This is a genomic window from Mesorhizobium sp. M0816 (assembly GCF_040320005.1).
Lineage (GTDB): Bacteria > Pseudomonadota > Alphaproteobacteria > Rhizobiales > Rhizobiaceae > Mesorhizobium.
This window is the reverse complement of the sequence record NZ_JAMYOT010000003.1, coordinates 82,439-101,260: the sequence shown is the minus strand read 5'-3', so window position 1 is coordinate 101,260 and position 18,822 is coordinate 82,439. Positions and strand designations below refer to the sequence as shown.

The following is an 18,822-nucleotide window of genomic DNA, read 5'->3' as shown; positions in this document are numbered from 1 at the left end:
CCGTCGCTTACGCCTTCAGCGTAGCGATCCGTCCAACACCCCTCATCCGACCGAGCTTCGCTCGGCCACCTTCTCCCACAAGGGAGAAGGGGAGTCGGCACCAGCTATTTCAGCACCTTCCCGTCGGCTCCAAACCGGTATGTCTTCGCCGGATCCGGCGTCGCGTAGAGCGTGGCACCAGGTTCGGCGTTATAGACGCCAAAAATGCGCACTGTGATCAAGCCGGCCTTCTCGCAGTCGAGATAGAGGTTGGTGTCGGCGCCAAGGTGCTCGGCATGGACGACCGTGCCTTTCCAGGCGCCGGATTTGGGATCGACGGTCAGATGTTCGGGACGGACGCCGATGGTCTTTGCCGTTTCGCCAAGCCTGGCGCCGTCGACGAAGTTCATCTTCGGTGAGCCGATGAAGCCGGCGACGAATTCATTTGCCGGCGAATTGTAAAGCTCCATCGGTCCGCCGATCTGCTCGATCCTGCCCGCATTAAGGACCACGATCTTGTCGGCCAGCGTCATCGCCTCGACCTGGTCGTGGGTGACATAGATCATCGTGGCCTTCAGCCGGCGATGCAATTGCGCGATCTCCAGCCTGGTGTTGACGCGCAGTGCGGCGTCGAGGTTCGACAGCGGCTCGTCGAACAGAAACAGCTTGGGCTCACGCACCACGGCGCGGCCGATGGCGACGCGCTGGCGCTGGCCGCCGGAGAGCTCGGCCGGCCGCCTCGAGAGGTAGGGCTCCAGCGACAGCATCGAGGAGGCGATGCCGATGCGGCGGTCGATCTCGGCCGCCGGTGTGCCCGCCTGCTTGAGGCCGAGGGCCATATTGTTCTTCACCGTCAGATGTGGATAGAGCGCATAGGTCTGGAACACCATGGCGATGCCGCGCTTGGCCGGCGGGGTGGCGGAGACGTCCGCCCCGTCGATGACCACGCGGCCCGAGGTCGAGTCCTCCAGCCCGGCGATGACCCTCAGCAGCGTCGACTTTCCGCAGCCGGATGGACCGACGAAGACGACGAACTCGCCATCGGTCACCTCGAGGTTGATGCCCTTCAGCACCTCGACCGGCCCGAAGGCCTTTTTTACGTTCTCGATGTTCAGCGAGCCCACGGCTTCGTCCCTGTTCTAGAGTTTGACGGCGAGGCCGCTGCGCACGCTCTCGTCTGCGGCAAGGCAGACCGCGAGCGACTTCACCGCGTCGTCCATGTGACGGGTCAAGTCCAGATCCTCGCGGACCGCCTTCAGCACAAACGCCTGTTCCAGGTCGCAGAGGTCCTGATGGCCGGGCTCACCTTGCATCGACAGCATCTCGTCCGGTTTGGCGAATTTGCCGTCGGCTCCGGTCGCCGCACTGTGCAGGCGGATGGTCGAGGTCTTGGTGTGGGTGTCGATGTCGTCGGACCTGACACCCTCCTTCATGACGATCGACACGCAGCCATTGGGCGAGATCACGTCTTTCACGAAGAAAGCCGTCTCCGAAATCATCGGCCCCCAGCCGGCCTCGTACCAGCCGACCGAACCGTCGTCGAACAGCACCTGCAGATGACCGTAATTGTACATCGACGGCGCGATCTCGTCGCTCAGCCGTAGCCCCATGCCGCGCACCTCGACTGGTCTGGCGTCGGTGATCTGCAGCATCACGTCGAGATAATGCACGCCGCAATCGACGATCGGCGACGTCGTCTGCATCAGCTGCTTGTGCGTCTCCCAGGTATGTCCGGAGGATTGCTGGTTGAGATTCATGCGGAACACGTAAGGGCCGCCGAGCTTGCGCGCCTCGGCGATCAGCCTGATCCAGGACGGGTGGTGGCGCAGGATATAGCCGATCACCAGTTTCTTGCCGTTGGCCTTGGCTGCTGCGACGACGCGTTCTGCATCGGCGACCGTCGTTGCCAGCGGCTTTTCGACGAAGACGTGGCAGCCGGCCTCGAATGCCTTGACCGCATAATCGGCATGGCTGTCGGAATAGGTGGCGATGCAGGCGACATCGGGCTTTTCTTCGCGTAGCGCCTCGTCGAAGGAACGCCGGATGGCGTAGGTCGAAAGCCCTTCCGGCAGCGGCACATCGGAGCGGTTGACCAGCGCGGCGATCTGGAATCCCGGATTGGTGTGATAGGCCAGCGCATGGCTGCGGCCCATATTGCCGAGGCCGGCGACGACGACGCGAAGAGGTTGTTGCGAACTCACTTGACCGCCCCCGAAGTGATGCCGCGGATCAGCTGCCGCGAGAAGATGACGTAGAGGATCAGTACCGGCATGATTGCCAGCGACAGCGCCGCCAGGATGGCGTTCCAGTTGGTGACGAACTGGCCGAGAAACAGCTGGGCGCCGAGCGTCACCGTCTTGGTCTCCTCCGACGGCGCCAGGATCAGCGGGAACCATAGATCGTTCCAGATCGGGATCATGGTGAAGACCGCGACCGTCGCCATCGATGGTCGCACCAGCGGCAGCACCAGGCGAAAGAAGATGGTGTATTCCGAGAGACCGTCGATGCGCCCGGCGTTCTTCAGATCGTCGGAGACCTGCTTCATGAATTCCGAGAGGATGAAGACGGCAAGCGGCAGGCCTTGCGCCGTATAGACCAGGATCAGCGCCGTCAGCGTGTTGACTAGCCCGCTCGCCACCATCAATTGCAGGATGGCGACGGTGGCAAGGCGGATCGGGATCATGATGCCGAGCGCCAGATAGAGCCCCATCAGCGAATTGCCGCGGAAGCGGTATTCCGACAGCGAGAAAGCCGCCATGGCGCCGAACAAAAGCACGAAGAACAGCGAGGCGACGGTGACGACAAGGCTGTTCTGGAAATAGTGGATGAAATCGCCCTGGCCGATCACCGTCGTGTAGCCGATTAGATCGAAGGTTTTCGGCGTCGGCGGCGCCAGCGGCGCACCGAAGATGGCGGCGCGCGACTTGAATGAGTTGACGATGACGATGATTACCGGAAACAGCGCGATCGCCGTGTAGGTCAGAAGGATCGCATGCGCGCCAATGGTGCGGGGCAGCGAGCGGGTTGCCGTGCTCATGTGGCGCCTCAGAACTGGTAGCGACGCAGGCGCGTCTGCACGAGGAACAGGTAGACGCAGACGCCGCCCAGGATGATCAGGAACATCATCGTGGCGATTGCCGCGCCCATGTTGGGATCACCGATCTGCAACTGGAAGCCGAAGAAGGCACGGTAGAGGAAGGTGCCGAGGATATCGGTTGAATAGTTCGGCCCGGCCAGCGCCCCTTGCGCGGTGTAGATCAGGTCGAACGCGTTGAAATTACCGACGAAGGTCAGGATCGAGATGATGCCTATCGACGGCAGGATCAGCGGCAGCTTGATCTTCCAGAACTGCGACATGCCGGTGATGCCGTCGCATTCAGCCGCCTCGATCACCTCTTCGGGGATGGATAAGAGCGCCGCATAGATCAGCATCATCGGGATGCCGACGAACTGCCAGACCGAGATCAGGCTGAGTGTGGTCAGCGCGTACTGCTCCTTGCCCAACCAGGGCGTGAACAGGCTCTTGAGGCCGACCAGATCGAGCAGATGCGGCGCCACGCCCCACAGCGGCGACAGGATCAGCTTCCAGGCGAAGCCGACAATGACGAAGGACAGGATTGTCGGCACGAAGATCGCCGTTCGGTAGAAGGCGGAGAATCTCAGCCGCGGGCTCGACAGCAGCGCCGCCAAAAGGACGCCGATCGGATTCTGCACCAGCATGTGGATGATGAAGAACCAGACATTGTTCCGGAGAGCATTCCAGAAGCCCACCGACCAGTTAGGATCGCCGAACAGCGTGCGGAAGTTTGCCAGTCCCACGAAGACTTGGGATTGGTCTATGTTGCGGAACAAGGAGAGCTGCAGCGTGCCGGCCAGCGGCAGGATCATGATCGCCGTATAGACCAGCACTGCCGGCGCCAGAAAGACGCCGATGTGCCAGCGGAACGGTCTTTTCGGTGTTGCGGCCATGAGTTCGGTCCCGCCGATCAGGTTCTTGCAATTGCCGTCAAAGGGCGCGGCGCCTCCCTCCCCTCGAGGGGAGGGTGCCTCGCAAAGCGAGGCGGGTGGAGTCGGCAGAGGCAGCGCGCTATCGTCGTTCGACCGTGCTTTCCAGCAGCGATCAAGCCGCAGCCTGCCTCGACCGACCCCCTCTGTCGCCTTCGGCGACATCTCCCCCCTCGAGGGGGGAGACAACGCTTCGCCGCACTCTTACTTCGCCGGCTTGTACCAGCTGTCGAGGCCGTCCTGCAGCTTCTTGGCGGCAGCTTCCGGCGTGTCGGTGCCGTTGATGACGTTGGCCGATTCAACCCATGTCTCGTTTTCGAGGTTCGGCGTACCGCGGCCCAGGATCTGGTAAGTCGAGCGGATCGTCGACTTGCACTTGTCGCGCCAGGAGACGAATTCCTGCGCCAGCGGGTCTTCCATCTTCACCGGCGTGTTGTTCAGGCTGAAGAAGCCCGGCAGCGCGTTGGCATAGATGGTGGCAAAATCAGGCGAGGCGACCCAGGACAGGAAGGTCTTGGCCGCATCCGCGTTCTTCGAGGCCGCATTGAGGCCCATGCCGATGTCGGTGTGGTCGGAGATGTAGCAGGTGTCGCCGGCCTTCTGCACCGGCGGCGGGAAGGCGCCCATCTTGAACTGCGCCTGCGTGTTGAACAGGCCGATCTCCCACGAGCCGGCCGGGTAGATGGCGGCGCGGCCGAGCGTGAACAGGTTCTGGCTGTCCGGATAGGTCTGCGCCTCGAAGCCGTCGCCGAGATAGTCCTTCCACTTGGCCAGTTCCTTGAAGGGCTCGACCCACTGAGGGTCGGTCAGCTTCTGCTCGCCCTTGATCAGTGCGGCGCGGCCTTCCTCGCCCTTCCAGTAGTTCGGGCCGATGTTCTGGTAGCCCATGGTGGCGGCTTCCCAGAGGTCCTTGGTGCCCATCGCCATCGGAATGTAGGTGCCGTCGGCCTTGATCTTGTCGAGCGCGGCGTAGAATTCCTCATTCGTGGTCGGCACCTTGATGCCGAGCTTGTCGAAGGCGTCCTTGTTGTAGATGAAGCCATGGATGACCGAGGCCATCGGCACGCAGAATGTCGCCTTGCCGTCGTCGGTCTGCCAGGCCGACTTGGCCACCGGGGAGAAGTTCTCCATGCCCGGCAGCGCCGACAGATCGGCGAGGTTGCCCTTCTTGAAGAGTTCCAGCGACTTGTCGAACGGGCGGCAGGTGATCAGGTCGCCGGCCGAGCCGGCGGCGAGCTTGGCGCCGAGGGCGGCGTCATATTCGGTTGGCGCCGACGGCGCGAACACCACCTTGATGCCCGGGTTCTTGGCTTCGAAGGCCGGGATCAGCTTGTCCTTCCAGATGGCAAGGTCGTCGCCGCGCCAGCTTTCGATGTTGAGCGTTACGTCGTCGGCATAAGCCACCCCGGCGGAGCCGAGAACGCTGGTGCCGAGAAGAAGTGCCGTCAGTAGCTTCGTTGTCATGCTCAGTCTCCCTGTTGACCTTTTTCAGGTTCGGTTTTGATGAGAACAGAGGCATTGCGCCCCTTGCTCCCCTCGATCGCGGAAAGCGCCGGCCGCAGTTTGTGGCCGGTCCCTTCCAATATCTTCTCGGCTGCATCGGCGCTGGCGGCGCCGGCGGCGAGCAGAATAGCGGTCTTGACGACGCCGCCGCTCCTTTCGAGCAGGCGGGCCGCCTCGTCCTTGTCGCGCCCGCTGACGGCGGCAACGATGCGTGCGGCGCGGTCGCGCAGCTTGATGTTGTCGGCCATGAGGTTGACCATGTAGCCGTCATGGACATGGCCGAGATGAATGGCGGCGAGCGTCGACAGCATGTTGAGCGCGATCTTCTGGGCGGTGCCTGCGCCCATGCGCGTTGAGCCGGCAATCAGCTCCGGCGGCGTTTCGAGCAGGATGGCGATGTCGGCCAGCCGCAGCAGCGGCGCATCCCTGTTGTTGGCGATGGCAATGGTCGCCGCACCGCGGCGCCTGGCGTCCTCGATCGCCCCGACTGCATAAGGTGTCGAGCCGCTGGCCGAGACGGCGATCAGGCAGTCGCCCTTGCCGATGCGGGCGGCAGCAACTGCTGCCGAAGCTTCCTCGGTGTCGTCCTCCGGCCCGCCGGCCAGTGTCTTGAAGGCCTCGTCGCCGCCGGCGATCAGGATGGCGATGCGGTCGCGTTGGATGCCGAAAGTGCCCGGCAGCTCAAGCGCATCGGCCAGTGCCATCAGGCCCGAACTGCCGGCAGCCGCATAGGCGAGCTTGCCGCCGCTTTTCAGTCTGCTTGCGATGATTTCGGCTGCCGCGGCAATGGCAGGAATGGCGCCGTGCACAGCCTTGGCGGCCTCGATCTGTGCGTTGGCCAACGAGGAAAGGACGGCTTCCGGGGCCTGGATATCCAGTTCCTCGGCATTCTGGTGAAGCGCTTCGGTGCGCGTTTCGGCCATCCGCTTTCCTCCAATCGAGAAAACCATACCAAAAAAATACCACTTGTCCACACGCATTAATGAAATCCTTGCGGCGGTGCAGGCTTGCGAACGCAATTGGCTGATTTTCCAACAAACTACGCCTTAACTTTTTTGAAACGGAAATTAATCCTTGGCTATTGGTATTTTATTGGTATTATCCACCCGGAGGAGAAATCGCGTGAAATTCGTGCTCGGCATCGACGGCGGCGGCACCAGCTGCAGGGCGGCCCTTGCAACGGCCGACGGCAGCGTCCTCGGCCGCGCCAAAAGCGGTGCCGCCAACATCCGAACCGATCTCACCGGCGCCAGGACGAACATCGTCGACGCAGCGCAGCAGGCCTTTGTCGCCGCGGGCAGGGATCCCGCACTGATCCCGCAAACTCCGGCCGTTCTCGGTCTTGCCGGCGCCAATGTCGGCACCTACCGGCAGCAGCTCGAAGCGATCCTGCCGTTCCGCATCAGCCGCGTCGAGACCGATGCCGAGATCGCGCTGGAAGGCGCGGTTGGCTCAGGCGAGGGCGCCATGGCCATACTCGGCACCGGCACCGCTTATATGGCGCGCAGACGAGGCAAGTCGCGCGCCATCGGTGGCTGGGGTTTTCAGGTCGGCGACCAGGGCAGCGGCGCCCGCATCGGCCGCGACCTGCTCGAGCAGACGCTGCTCGCCTATGACGGCATCCGCCAGGGATCGCCGCTGACGCAGACCATGCTCGCCATTTTCCGCAACAATCCCGAGGATGTGGTCGAATTCACCACCAATGCCAAGCCCGGCGATTTCGGCGGCTTCGCGCCCAAGGTGTTCGAACATGCCGAAAAAGGCGACGCCGTCGCTATCTGGATCCTCGACAAGGCGGTCGCCGATGTCGAGGCAGCGCTTGGCGTGCTCGACCTCGGCGGCGACGATCCGCTCTGCCTGCTCGGCGGGCTGGCGCCGCTTTATGCGCCGCGCCTGTCGGCCCGCTACCGGGCGCTGCTGAAACCGCCGCTCGATGACGCGCTGGGCGGCGCGGTGCAGATGGCGGTTCGGATTTTCGCAAACACGGCGGAGGCAGCTCGATGAGCGAGGCCGCCGACCAGATATTCGCGGCGCTGAAACAATCGTCGCAGAGTGGCGCGCCGCTCTATCTGCAGCTCAGGAAGAGCATCGAGGATGCGGTCAAACGCGGGCTGATCGGACCTGGCGATGCGCTGCCTTCCGAGCGCGACATCGCCAGCAAGGCCGACATTTCGCGCGTCACCGTGCGCAAGGCGGTGCAGGACCTGGTCAAAGGCGGCATCCTCGTCCAGCGCCATGGTTCCGGCACCTTCGTTGCGCCGCGCATGGAGCGCGTCGAGCAGTCGCTGTCGATGCTGACCTCGTTTACCGAAGACATGGCGCGGCGCGGCATGGCGGTGCGTTCGGCTTGGCTCGACCGCGGCCTCTATCCGCCGTCGCCCGACGAGATGATGGTGCTCGGCCTGGCGTCGAACGAATTGGTTGCGCGCGTGGCGCGCCTTCGTATCGCCAACGACACGCCGCTGGCGATCGAGCGCGCCTCGCTATCGACAAGCGTGCTGCCCGATCCGGCGGCGATTGGTTCGTCGCTCTACGCCGCGTTGGAAAAGACCGGCAACAGGCCGGTGCGGGCGGTGCAGCGCATTTCCGCCACCAACCTCGGCGATGGCGACGCACATCTGCTGGAAGTACCGCCGGGCATTGCCGGCCTGCACATCGAGCGTATCTCCTATCTGGCGAGCGGCAAGGTGATCGAGTTTACCCGCTCCATCTACAGGGGCGACGCCTATGATTTTGTCGCCGAACTCCGGCTGAGCGGGCCGGGCGAAGAGGGCCGGCCATGACCGCGACAACGACCCATATGCGGCGCGAGATCGAGGAGATCCCGGAGGCCACCGCCCGTCTGCTCGATGGCTCGGCCGCGGTGCTGACGGAAGCTGGACGCGGCATTCGCGAGCGCGACCCGAATTTCGTCGTCACCGTGGCGCGCGGCTCGTCCGACCATGCCGCAACCTTCATGAAATATGCCGTGGAGTTGACCGCCGGGCTGGCGGTTGCATCGGTCGGCCCGTCGATCGCCTCGATCTATGGCGCCAAGCTGAAGCTGGGCGGCTCGGCCTGCCTGGCGATCTCGCAGTCCGGCAAGAGCCCGGACATCGTTGCAATGGCGCAAGCGGCGAGGACCGGCGGTTCGCTGACCGTCGCCATCACCAACACCGCCGATTCGCCGCTGGCGCGGGCTTCGGACTACGCGATCGACATCCTGGCCGGACCGGAGCGCAGCGTCGCGGCGACGAAGACCTTCGTCAATTCAGCCGTCGCAGGACTCGCCTTGATGGCGCATTGCACCGGCGACGAGAAACTCCTGGTGGCGCTCGCGCGCTTGCCGGAGCATTTTCGCAAGGCGATCGCCTGCGACTGGATGGCGCTGGCTGGGGCACTCGAGACGCCGAAATCGCTGTTCATTCTCGGCCGCGGCCCGTCGGCGGCGATCGCCAACGAGGCGGCGCTGAAATTCAAGGAAACCTGCGCCATGCATGCGGAAGCCTATAGTGCCGCCGAGGTCATGCACGGCCCGCTGGCGCTGGTCGGTCCCGGTTTCCCGGTGCTGGCTCTGGCTGCTCGCGATGCGTCCGAGCCATCGGTGGCCGATGCCGCCGACAGCCTGGCCGGCAAGGGCGCTGCCGTCTTTGTGACGTCGAACAAGGCAAAGAGCGCTCAGCGCCTGCCGCATGTCGCAACCGGTCATCCGCTGACCGACCCGCTGACGCTGATCGTGTCGTTCTATGGTTTCGTCGAGGCTTTTGCCCGCCATCGCGGCCTCGACCCCGACACGCCGCCCAATCTGCGCAAAGTAACGGAAACCCTATGAGCGACCGTTTTGCCCTGACTGGCGCCCGGATTTTCGATGGCGACGACTGGCACGACAATGCGGCGCTCGTGTGCGACGGCCTCGTCGAGGCCATTGTTGCCGCCGGCGCCATTCCATCCAATGTTGCGCGTATCGAGACCGGCGGCGGCATGCTGGCGCCTGGCTTCGTCGATCTGCAGGTCAATGGCGGCGGCGGCGTCATGCTCAACGACCATCCGGACGTCGCCTCGATCGAGACCATCTGCCGGGCGCACGCACCCTTCGGCACGGCGGCGCTGTTGCCGACGCTGATCACCGACACGTCCGAGATCACCGCCGCGGCGGTTGCGGCCGGAGCCGAGGCGGCACGGAGGAAGGTGCCGGGGTTCCTGGGCCTGCACCTCGAAGGGCCGCATCTGTCGATCGCCCGCAAGGGCGCACATGACCCGGCTTTGATCCGGCCGATGCTAGACTCCGACCAGACGATGCTGATCGCCGCACGGAAAAACCTGCCCGTGCTGCTGACGACGGTGGCGCCCGAATCCGTCGAGCCCAGCCAGGTGTCGGCGCTTAGCAAGGCCGGGATTGTCGTCAGCATCGGCCATTCCGATACCGGCTATGCCACGGCTCGCGCCTTTGCCGAGGCCGGCGCAACCGTGGTCACCCATCTGTTCAATGCGATGAGCCAGATCGGCAATCGCGAGCCAGGGCTAGCGGGCGCCGCAATCGATACCGGCACATTCTATGCCGGGATCATCGCCGACGGTATCCATGTCGATCCGGCCACCATGGCCATCGCCTTGCGCGCCAAGCAGGGGCCGGGCAAGATACTGCTCGTTACCGATGCCATGGCGACGATCGGCACCGACATGACCTCGTTCACGCTGAACGGCCGCACCATCCACCGCAAGGATGGGAGGCTGACACTTGCCGACGGCACGCTGGCGGGCGCGGATCTCGACATGATTTCCGCGGTGCGCTTCATGCACCGCGTCGTCGGTCTCGACCTCGATGAAACCTTGCGCATGGCCTCCCTCTATCCGGCGCAGGCGATCGGCCAGTCGCACCGGCTCGGGCGCTTCGCCAACGGTACCGCGGCCAACATCGTTTCGCTGTCGGACGATCTGGACATTAAAAGCGTCTGGATCGATGGTGCCAAGGTTTTTGCAGGCAGCCCTGCTCGTTAGGGTTAGCCGGCTTTGGACGTATAGAGGTCCTTGTAGGCTTCGCGCAGCAGGTTCTTCTGCACCTTGCCCATCGTGTTGCGCGGCAGTTCGTCGACGAAGATCACCCGTTTCGGATGCTTGTACCTGGCGAGGCGCCCGGCGATGGCCTCGACGATCCCTGCGGCGCTGATGGTCGAGCCCGGCGCCCTCACCACGACAGCGGTGACGCCTTCGCCGAAATCCGGATGGGCAACGCCGATGACAGCGCTTTCGGCGACGCCAGGCAGCGCGTCGATCTCGCTCTCGACTTCCTTTGGATAGATATTGTAGCCGCCGGAAATGATCAGGTCCTTGCCGCGGCCAACGATGTGGACATAGCCGTCGGCATCGATCAGCCCGAGATCGCCGGTGATGAAGAAACCGTCGTCACGGAATTCGGCCCTTGTCTTTTCCGGCATGCGCCAGTAGCCGCAAAAGACGTTCGGGCCCTTGACCTCGATCATGCCGACCTCGCCCCGGGCAAGTGTTTCGCCGCCATCGGGATCGGCGATGCGCAGGGAGACGCCGGGCAAGGGGAAGCCAACCGTGCCGGCTCGCCGCTCTTCCTCGTATGGATTCGACGTGTTCATGTTGGTCTCGGTCATGCCGTAGCGCTCGAGGATGGCGTGGCCGGTGCGCTCTCGCCAGGCTCTGTGCGTCTCGGCCAACAGCGGCGCCGAGCCGGAAATGAACAGGCGGATGTTTTTCGCCGCTTGCCGGTTCAAACCGTCCTGCTGCAGCAGGCGGACGTAGAATGTCGGCACGCCCATCAGCACGGTGGCGCGCGGCAGCAGCGAGACGATGCGGGCCGGGTCGAATTTGGTTTCGAACAGCATCGAGGCGCCGGCCATCAGGACGACATTGGTGGCGACGAAAAGGCCATGCGTGTGGAAAACCGGCAGCGCGTGAATCAGCACGTCTGCGGCAGTGAAGCGCCAGAGGTCGACCAGCACCCGCGCATTCGAGGCGAGGTTTTCGTGGCTGAGCATGGCGCCTTTCGAACGGCCGGTGGTGCCGGAGGTGTAGAGGATCGCAGCAAGGTCGTCCGGTCCGCGCGCCACGTCGTGGAAGTCCACGGCCGCCTCAGAGGCGCGATCGGTCAACGAACCCTCGCCCTTGCTGCCGAGTGTCGCGACCGCAGCGCCCGAGGCCTGCGCCAAAGCGCCGATCTCGGTCACTCGCGCCGGGTCGCAGACGATCAGTCGCGGCTCGGCATCCCTGAAGAAATAGTCGAGCTCGGTCAGCGTATAGGCGGTGTTGAGCGGCAGGAAGATCGCGCCGGCACGCAGACAGGCGAGATAGAGGAAAATGGCCTCCGGGCTCTTCTCGACCTGAACGGCGACGCAGTCGCCGGCTTCGACGCCCAGCTGCGACACCACATGTGCCAGTTGAGCGGAGCGCGCCAGCATTTCGCCATAGCTGATCGAGCGCCCGTCCTCTGCCTCCATCAAAAGGCGTCCGGGCGTGGGCATCCGGGCACGGAAAGCATCGAACAGATGGTTGCTCACAAGTCCCCCCGAGCGGCTGTCTCCGGCCGAACGGCGGCGGTCAGCCGGCCGCCTTGTCCGCCGCTGCCCTGATTGCCTCGATGTTTGCCCGATAGGCTGCGACGCTGCCGCCCTTGAAAATGGCCGCACCGGCGACCAGCACGCTGGCGCCGGCGGCGGTGACCAGGGGCGCAGTTTCCGGCGAAATGCCGCCGTCGATCTCGATCCGGATCGGCCTGTCACCGATCAGCGCCTTCACCCGCTTCACCTTGTCTACGATCGCCGGAATGAAGGCCTGGCCGCCGAAGCCCGGATTAACCGTCATGATCAGGATAAGATCGAGCCGGTCGAGCACGTATTCGATCATCGTCTCCGGTGTCGCCGGGTTGAGCGACACACCGGCCTTCTTGCCAAGGTTTTTGATCGTCTGCAGCGAGCGGTCGAGATGCGGCCCGGCTTCGGCGTGCACCGTGATGCCGTCGCACCCGGCCTCGGCGAAGGCGGCCAGATAGGGGTCGGCGGGGGCGATCATCAGATGGCAGTCGAAGAAGGCCTTGGTGCGGTTGCGGATCGCCTTGATCACCGGCGGCCCGAAGGTGATGTTGGGGACGAAATGCCCGTCCATGACGTCGAGATGGATCCAGTCGGCGCCGGCGGCCGCCACCGCCTCGACCTCGTCGCCGAGCTTCGAGAAATCGGAAGCCAGCACCGATGGCGCGATCAGGGTTTTTTGAGCCATGTCCGCTTCCCGTTGTTGAGCCCCATCGGCGTAATCATCTCGGCGCCGCTTGTCGACAGGAATCCGGCGTCAATACCGCATCCGCGCAGAAGGGGAGAAGCGGTGCGAGCCACTTCTCTCCTGTGCAGACCTTTCCTCCAGTGCAAGGACTTTCCAGGGCAAGGACTTTCCAGGGCAAGGCCTTGGATTTCAGTTCGGATGAAGCCGCGGCCTGGCCGTCCGTGGCAGGAAGAGCTTGCCGTTGCCTTGTTTCACCTTCTGCAGATCGGGCTTCTTCAGCGGCGGCTTGGGCACACAATGTCCACGCACCAGTTTTTCGGTTGCACGGCAGGCGGTGACGATCACCGGGTTCTTGACGCATGCCTTGCCGACCAAATGATAGCCGCGCTTGCAGTCGATGACGACCGGCGGCTTGCGCACGCATCTTCCGTCGATGCGCAGCTCATTGCGGTTGCACCTGTCGGCGATCACCGGATTCCTTACGCATTCTAGTCCGATCTGATGGTAGCCGGGCAGGCAGTGGATGCTGATGCCAATGCACTTGCCATTGACGAGCTTTTCGGTGCTGCGGCACGCGCCCACGAGCGGCCTGTCGATGCATTTGCCGTGGATCAGCTTCTGGCTTGGCAGACATTTACGGCCGGGATCGACGACGACCGGAGGCAGCTTGGGCTGATCGGAATCCGGACGGGTGGTCGAGACGAGATCGTTGGCCTTCGGATCGAAGGTGCGCTTTATGCAGGTGAAATCCTCCGTATCCGTATCGACGGTCGCGATTGAACCGTTCTGCTTGATTTCCTGCAGGGTGCATTGGATCGAGCGCGTCCTGACGATGCTGAGATCGTGCGCGGCGCTCGCCTTGAACACACCGCCATTGTTGAAGGCCGCAGTCGTGCCGGTAAAGAAGGCACCATTCGAGCAACTGATGCGGTAGTGAAACGCGCCCGGCGCATCGCGCTCGACTTCGAACGCCACCTGCCCCTTGCGCGGGCAGAGTTTCTTGAGGCCGGCGCTGTCGGACACGGTGACCTCGCCCTGCCAGTCCGAATGAACCGGCGGGTTGACGGGGTTGTCCTGCGGTGAATCGGTGAAGCCGCCGCCGCCGGAACTCGTGCAATGGACGGTGATGTCCTTCCAGCCGTCGAAGGGCTCGAACGGGCCGTTGCCGACAATCTCGGCCTTGTATTGGAAATAGGCGGTGGCGCCGACATCCTCCCATTTTTCATAAAGCGCGAAATAGCCGTTCTTCGCTGCATCGTACGAAGCCCATGCCTGCTGCACCTCGGAGGTGATCGGCCCACCGTCCTTCTGGCGCCAGATGCGCATCGTAACCGGCCCGGCCTGGTTGGCTTGCGCCCGGCTGGTGACCCTGAGCGAAGGGCAAACAGTGCCAGGCGCGGAGCCTGGCTGATTGGACTGGTATGTCGTCAAGAACAGCTTGACGTCATTCACGTCGAACTCGCCGAAATCGGTGGCGATGTCCTGGACCTTTGGTTTGACGACCGCATCGCAGACGATTTGAACGTCGAACGAGCCATGCTCGGCATAGTGCGATCCGTACAGCGGATGCGGCCAGCTGCCGCCCTGTACTTCGCTGACCGCATTGTCCATGTCGAGAGCGGTGTCGGTGGCTGCCGAGAAACTGGCGTGGAATGTGTGCGTGAATGAATAGGATTTGGTCGGGCCGTCGGCCTGGAGGTGCTGGTTGCACTTGGCGGCGATCTCATCGCCATCGGGTACGACGGCGATGCCGGTATTCGACGACAGCGGGATGATGGAGGGATCAAAGGAGAAATTTTCCTGGTGGTCGTAGTCGCGACCAAGCGGCGAGGCACTCCAGATCGGCGGGAACGCCTGGCACTGGCCTGGTCCGCAGACACCAAGCGATACGGCGACATCCTGCACATAACCCGGCCACCAGAGATCGAGCTTCATGTGGCCCCAGAACTGGACGTTGCCGCTTTTCAGCGTGTCCCATTTCTGCTTGTCGCTCGAGCCGACATGGATTGTCGTGTTGGCGCTTTCCGTATGGAATGACATCGATTTTATGTTCGCCTGCTTGGCGAAGGCCGGCGTGCCTGCAAGCGAGGCTGCGATCAATGCAGTGGTCGCCACAGTTCGGAAAAGACGTTTGGCTGAAGGCATTTCCCTCTCCTGATGGGTTGATGGGGTCCTTCAGGAGTTTGTCGCTGCTGACTGCCGTAAGGTTCATGCAAGCCGCCGAAATACGGCGCCGCCAAAGAAAAAACCCGCCGGATCGCTCCGGCGGGTTTGGGTGACGCGAACCATCACCGTTTGAAGTTCCGCGCGCGATCCTATTGCTCGAGCTGCGGCTTGCGCCTTGGCACGACCTGCTGAAGAACCTTTGGATTCAGCAGCAGGCTCGGTTTGCGGATCGGCTGGCACTGGCCATTGATCGGCCGCGCGCCCGGTGCGCATTCCAACCGTGGTTTGCGGCAGGCGCCGTCGCGCAGCTCTGTCCCACGCGGGCAGACGCAAACGCCACGCTTGTTGTGGATCTGACCAGGTATCGGGCACTCCACCACAACAGGCTTCTTGCGCCTGCAGGCATTGCCCTGCACTTCCGTGCCCCGCGGGCAGACGCAATCGCCGTTGGCGTCGTGGATCTGCCCGCGGATGGTGCACTGCTCCGGCTTCGGCTGGATTGGCCGGCAGGCACTATCCCTGACTTCCGTGCCCCGCGGGCAGACGCAATCGCCAGCGGCATTGTGGATCTGACCACGAATGGTGCACTGCTCCGGCTTCGGCTGGATTGGCCGGCAGGCATTGCCCCTGACTTCCGTACCCCGCGGGCAGACGCAATCGCCAGCGGCGTCGTGGATCTGGCCACGGATGGTGCACTGCTCGGGCCTTGGCTGGATTGGCCGGCAGGCATTGCCTCTGACTTCGGTGCCCCGCGGGCAGACGCAATCGCCGGCAGCGTCGTGGATCTGGCCACGGATGGTGCACTGCTCGGGCTTCGGCTCTTTCCCCACGCAAGCGCCGTTCTCCAGCTCGGTTCCGCGCGGACAGACGCAGCGTCCGTCTTCGGTGCGGATCTGGCCTTTGAGCAGAACGCAAGGTTTTGGCTTCGGCACGATGACCGTGCCGCCCCCGGACGAGCATTGGCCATTGCGGAAGGTCGTGCCGGGCGGGCAGACGCAGTTGCCGGCGTCGTTCATGACGAAGCCTTGCGAGCATTCCTTCTTCACCTCATTCCTGATGGTGAAGGGATGGCAGGCATAGGCCTTGCCACGATCACCCTGCACGTCGGCCGCACCGCGGGACAACACGTCGCCACCGCCTTGCACCGGCGTGTTCGGAGACAGCACGCCGACGCAGTTCTGACCATTGACCGTGCCCTGCAGATTTGCCAGGCGACCGTCGTCGGGAAGCACCACGGTCACGTTGTGAACGTGGCTTTCCCCCGAGCCGATCGTCAAATTGGCAATGCAGGAGGCAGGCAAGGTTGCCGGCTCCGGCGAGCAGCCGAAGGGCGGATCGATCGAGGTGATCGCAACGCCCTCCAGCCGGCCGAGGCCTTCGACGCCGATGGCATCGCCGATGCGAACCGGGCCAGAGAAGGCGCTCGCCCCATCGTTCGTGATGGTGATCTCGAACGAGCAGGGCTGGCCGGGCTTGCACTCGGCATCACCGGTCTTCTCGACGCGGATGGTCGAGGCGCCGCCGCCCTTGGCGCAGGCCTGGCCGATCGGATAGACGATGTCGTCTCCCGGAGCCGGGCCGTAGGAGCCGCGTGCGCAGTTCTCGAATTCGCCGTTCGCGGCAACCGTCAGGTCGAAATGGCGGCTGGTTCCAGGCGTCATAACAGCGCCAGGAATCTGGCAGGACAGTGTGTTGGCCGGAAGCGGTCCGCAAGCCCATTCCGCGCCGTCTGGGGTGACGGTCTGGATCTGGACCGGCGCTCCGCCGGCTATCAGCGTCGCGGCATCGTTGACCCGTACCGGACCGGTCGGGGCAATGGTGCCGAGGCTGATGACGGTAATGCGGCAGGAAACGACCGCAGCACCGGCCAGCGAGGCATTGCATACCTTGGTGATGCGCAGGGCCGGCTGGCCGCCATTCGGATGACGGATGCGTTCCTTGGCGCAGGCCCTGTTGTTGGTGATGTCGTTCTCACCGGGAATAGCCTTCACCTCGGCGCAGTTCTCGACACTGTCGGGCCGGTAGTTGGCCGGCATCACCGCCCTGACGAAGATCGGCGTCGAGGCGCCAGGCAACAGCACGATGCCGGCGGTGTCGCAGCGGAACTGGCCGGGGCCGTTCGGTCCGCATGTCCATGGCGGCGTCGGGCCGAAGGTCGAGGATGCCGGCGCGCCGCCCGGATAGGTATCGACGACCGTCAGCGGCCCATTATAGGGGACGCTGCCATTGTTGATTATGTCGACCACGAAGGTGCAGACGCCATCGGCCGAACAGAATTCGGTGCGGGCGCGCTTCTTCAGGATCAGGTCGACCTTCTTCTCCACCGGCGGCCGGCAGTCGCGGTCACGATCGCCACGCCGGCAGACCGGGATCGATGCACAGCCGCGATCGTTTTGCTGGCTGCCGAAAAGCGGCTTGCCGCTGGCGCCGTAATTGTAAGTGGCGCAGTTGCGCAAGACGCTGCCTCGCCAGCCTGCGGCCGGCTTGAAGCCGAGCTTGAGGTCGACAGAGGCACCCGGATTGAGCGTGGTCACCAGATGAGTGCAAATCATCGGGGTGGTTCCAGGCGCGCAGACCCAAGGCGGGTTCGGCCCTGAATCGAGGGTGGAGCCGGCCGGCAGGGTGACTTCGTCGAGCACGATCTTGCCGTGGTAGGGTGCATCGCCGACATTGGTGACCCTGATGGTGAAGTCGCAGCCGCCGCCCATCGTGCAACGTTGCACGTCGGCGCGCTTTTCGACTTTCAGATCCGGTTCCTTGTCCTTCGGCGGGCAGCGCTGATCACGTGGGATGACGATATCGATGGTCTGCGTACAGCACCGGCCCCAGCCCTCCCTCGGGCCGGCATAGGTTTCGATACCGGTGACGATGATGTGGATGACGTCGCCGGGTGAAGCGCCGACGATCTTCCAATTGAGCACACCGCCGCCGGCCGGCACCAATTGCGTGTCGGGAATGATGGTGATGCCGGGTGTCGTCGTCGAAAGCTGCACCCATTTGCCGGCCATCTCTGGGCCGACCGGCATGTGGTAGATGAAGGCGCCGCCGCCGGGCAAGCAATCGACCGTGCCGCGCTCCACCTTGAAGCATTCCTTGCCGGGAGGTGGAGGCGGCGGGTTGCACCTGGTGACGTCGATCTTGATCGACGTCTTTGCACCCGTGAGATAATTGCCGTCGTCCGGCTTGCCCGGATCCTGCGACGGGATTTCGATGCCGGCGCCGCGTTCGCGGCTCACCTTAACCGCGCCCTGGTTGTGAACGATCGTCGGCGACGGAAACGCCGCATGGTCGATCTTGGCGGTGATCTGGAACGTGATGACGCGCTGGTTCGCAGCGCCGATGCCGTCGAGATCGCTGGCGGAAATCCGGAAATCGGACACCGTCGCGGTATCGTCCGGGCCAGCCGAACTGCTGATCGCAGCGCCGGGCAGCGGTCCGCCGGACGCATCGGTGCCGTCGCCGGTCACATGCACGCCGACGATGCGCAGGCCGTGCGGGAGCTGGTCCCTGAAATCGAGCCTGACCTTTTTCAGCATGGCGGCGAGGTCCGGGCTGGCAAAACCCTGCGGATTGCCGCGCAAGCCAAAGCTCAGCGAGTATACGACATAGTCGCAGCCTCTCTGGGTGCCTTTCTTGGTGAAGAAGGGCACGATCCGGCCCGGCTCCGGATTGACGGTGCGAGGATTGTCGAAATCGAGCCTGGGATCTGGAACGGCAGTGTAGATGCCCGCATCGGCAGGCTTGGTCTTGGCCGGAGCAAGGTCTTCAGCGAAGCCTTGCAGCGGACTCAGCATGGCGACCGCGATACCGGCCGCCATCAGCCAGCGCACGCCGCGCCTGGCGAGTGACAGGGGTTTCATGATGGTCTCCATGACGGATGATTGTTTGCCGGTTGATGGGCTGCTTGTCGCAGGCGGGAAAAATGCGAGATTGCTCATCTTCCCCTCC

General features: G+C 63.8%; 14 protein-coding genes. 4 read left to right on the top strand and 10 right to left on the bottom strand.

Translation table 11 applies throughout. The features are described 5' to 3' along the window. Nucleotides 1-104: 104 nt before the first annotated feature. The 6 genes from NKI17_RS04790 to NKI17_RS04765 form a co-directional block, all read right to left on the bottom strand. The gene (locus tag NKI17_RS04790) at nt 105-1,103 is read right to left on the bottom strand and encodes an ABC transporter ATP-binding protein (protein WP_352846757.1); all 999 of its coding nucleotides are present in this window, start codon (nt 1,101-1,103) and stop codon (nt 105-107) included. 15 nt (nt 1,104-1,118) lie between these two features. Next, nucleotides 1,119-2,180, bottom strand: coding sequence for a Gfo/Idh/MocA family protein (locus NKI17_RS04785; RefSeq protein WP_352571530.1), 1,062 nt, complete (start codon nt 2,178-2,180; stop codon nt 1,119-1,121). After that, nucleotides 2,177-3,016 (bottom strand): carbohydrate ABC transporter permease, encoded by an 840-nt coding sequence (locus NKI17_RS04780; protein ID WP_023679838.1) that lies wholly within the window; start codon nt 3,014-3,016, stop codon nt 2,177-2,179. Before NKI17_RS04780 ends, NKI17_RS04785 begins: the two co-directional genes overlap by 4 nt. A gap of 8 nt (nt 3,017-3,024) precedes the next feature. Further along, the gene (locus NKI17_RS04775; RefSeq protein WP_352575248.1) at nt 3,025-3,948 is read right to left on the bottom strand and encodes a carbohydrate ABC transporter permease; all 924 of its coding nucleotides are present in this window, start codon (nt 3,946-3,948) and stop codon (nt 3,025-3,027) included. Nucleotides 3,949-4,188: 240 nt separating this feature from the next. After that, complete coding sequence (locus tag NKI17_RS04770) at nt 4,189-5,448, bottom strand: ABC transporter substrate-binding protein (protein WP_352571532.1); 1,260 nt, start codon at nt 5,446-5,448, stop codon at nt 4,189-4,191. 2 nt (nt 5,449-5,450) lie between these two features. After that, entirely contained in the window at nt 5,451-6,410 is a 960-nt protein-coding gene (locus NKI17_RS04765) for an N-acetylmuramic acid 6-phosphate etherase (protein ID WP_352828363.1), read from the bottom strand. A 199-nt stretch (nt 6,411-6,609) separates the two neighbouring features. Here NKI17_RS04765 and NKI17_RS04760 point away from each other — a divergent pair, with 199 nt between their 5' ends. The 4 genes from NKI17_RS04760 to nagA are packed head-to-tail and all read left to right on the top strand — an operon-like array spanning nt 6,610 to nt 10,464. Beyond that, a complete protein-coding gene (locus NKI17_RS04760) occupies nt 6,610-7,491 on the top strand; it encodes a glucosamine kinase nucleotide-binding domain-containing protein (RefSeq protein WP_352571534.1) in 882 nt (293 codons plus the stop codon). Continuing rightward, a complete protein-coding gene (locus NKI17_RS04755) occupies nt 7,488-8,270 on the top strand; it encodes a GntR family transcriptional regulator (RefSeq protein WP_023679844.1) in 783 nt (260 codons plus the stop codon). Before NKI17_RS04760 ends, NKI17_RS04755 begins: the two co-directional genes overlap by 4 nt. Continuing rightward, the gene (locus NKI17_RS04750) at nt 8,267-9,298 is read left to right on the top strand and encodes an SIS domain-containing protein (protein WP_036239401.1); all 1,032 of its coding nucleotides are present in this window, start codon (nt 8,267-8,269) and stop codon (nt 9,296-9,298) included. Before NKI17_RS04755 ends, NKI17_RS04750 begins: the two co-directional genes overlap by 4 nt. Beyond that, nucleotides 9,295-10,464 carry an N-acetylglucosamine-6-phosphate deacetylase gene (gene nagA, locus NKI17_RS04745; RefSeq protein WP_352571535.1) on the top strand — a complete coding sequence of 390 codons (1,170 nt, stop codon included), beginning with the start codon at nt 9,295-9,297 and terminating at the stop codon, nt 10,462-10,464. Before NKI17_RS04750 ends, nagA begins: the two co-directional genes overlap by 4 nt. Nucleotides 10,465-10,466: 2 nt before the next feature. Here the strand turns inward: nagA and NKI17_RS04740 are convergent, their stop codons facing one another. The 4 genes from NKI17_RS04740 to NKI17_RS04725 all read right to left on the bottom strand — a co-directional run bounded on the left by NKI17_RS04740 (nt 10,467) and on the right by NKI17_RS04725 (nt 18,812). Continuing rightward, complete coding sequence (locus tag NKI17_RS04740; RefSeq protein WP_352571536.1) at nt 10,467-11,990, bottom strand: malonate--CoA ligase; 1,524 nt, start codon at nt 11,988-11,990, stop codon at nt 10,467-10,469. A gap of 40 nt (nt 11,991-12,030) precedes the next feature. Then, on the bottom strand, nt 12,031-12,708 hold the full coding sequence (gene rpe / locus NKI17_RS04735) for a ribulose-phosphate 3-epimerase (protein ID WP_352636276.1): 678 nt from the start codon (nt 12,706-12,708) through the stop codon (nt 12,031-12,033). Between the two features lie 189 nt (nt 12,709-12,897). Further along, nucleotides 12,898-14,853 carry a hypothetical protein gene (locus tag NKI17_RS04730; protein WP_352846767.1) on the bottom strand — a complete coding sequence of 652 codons (1,956 nt, stop codon included), beginning with the start codon at nt 14,851-14,853 and terminating at the stop codon, nt 12,898-12,900. Between the two features lie 170 nt (nt 14,854-15,023). Further along, a complete protein-coding gene (locus tag NKI17_RS04725; RefSeq protein ID WP_352905460.1) occupies nt 15,024-18,812 on the bottom strand; it encodes a DUF7929 domain-containing protein in 3,789 nt (1,262 codons plus the stop codon). Nucleotides 18,813-18,822 lie beyond the last annotated feature (10 nt).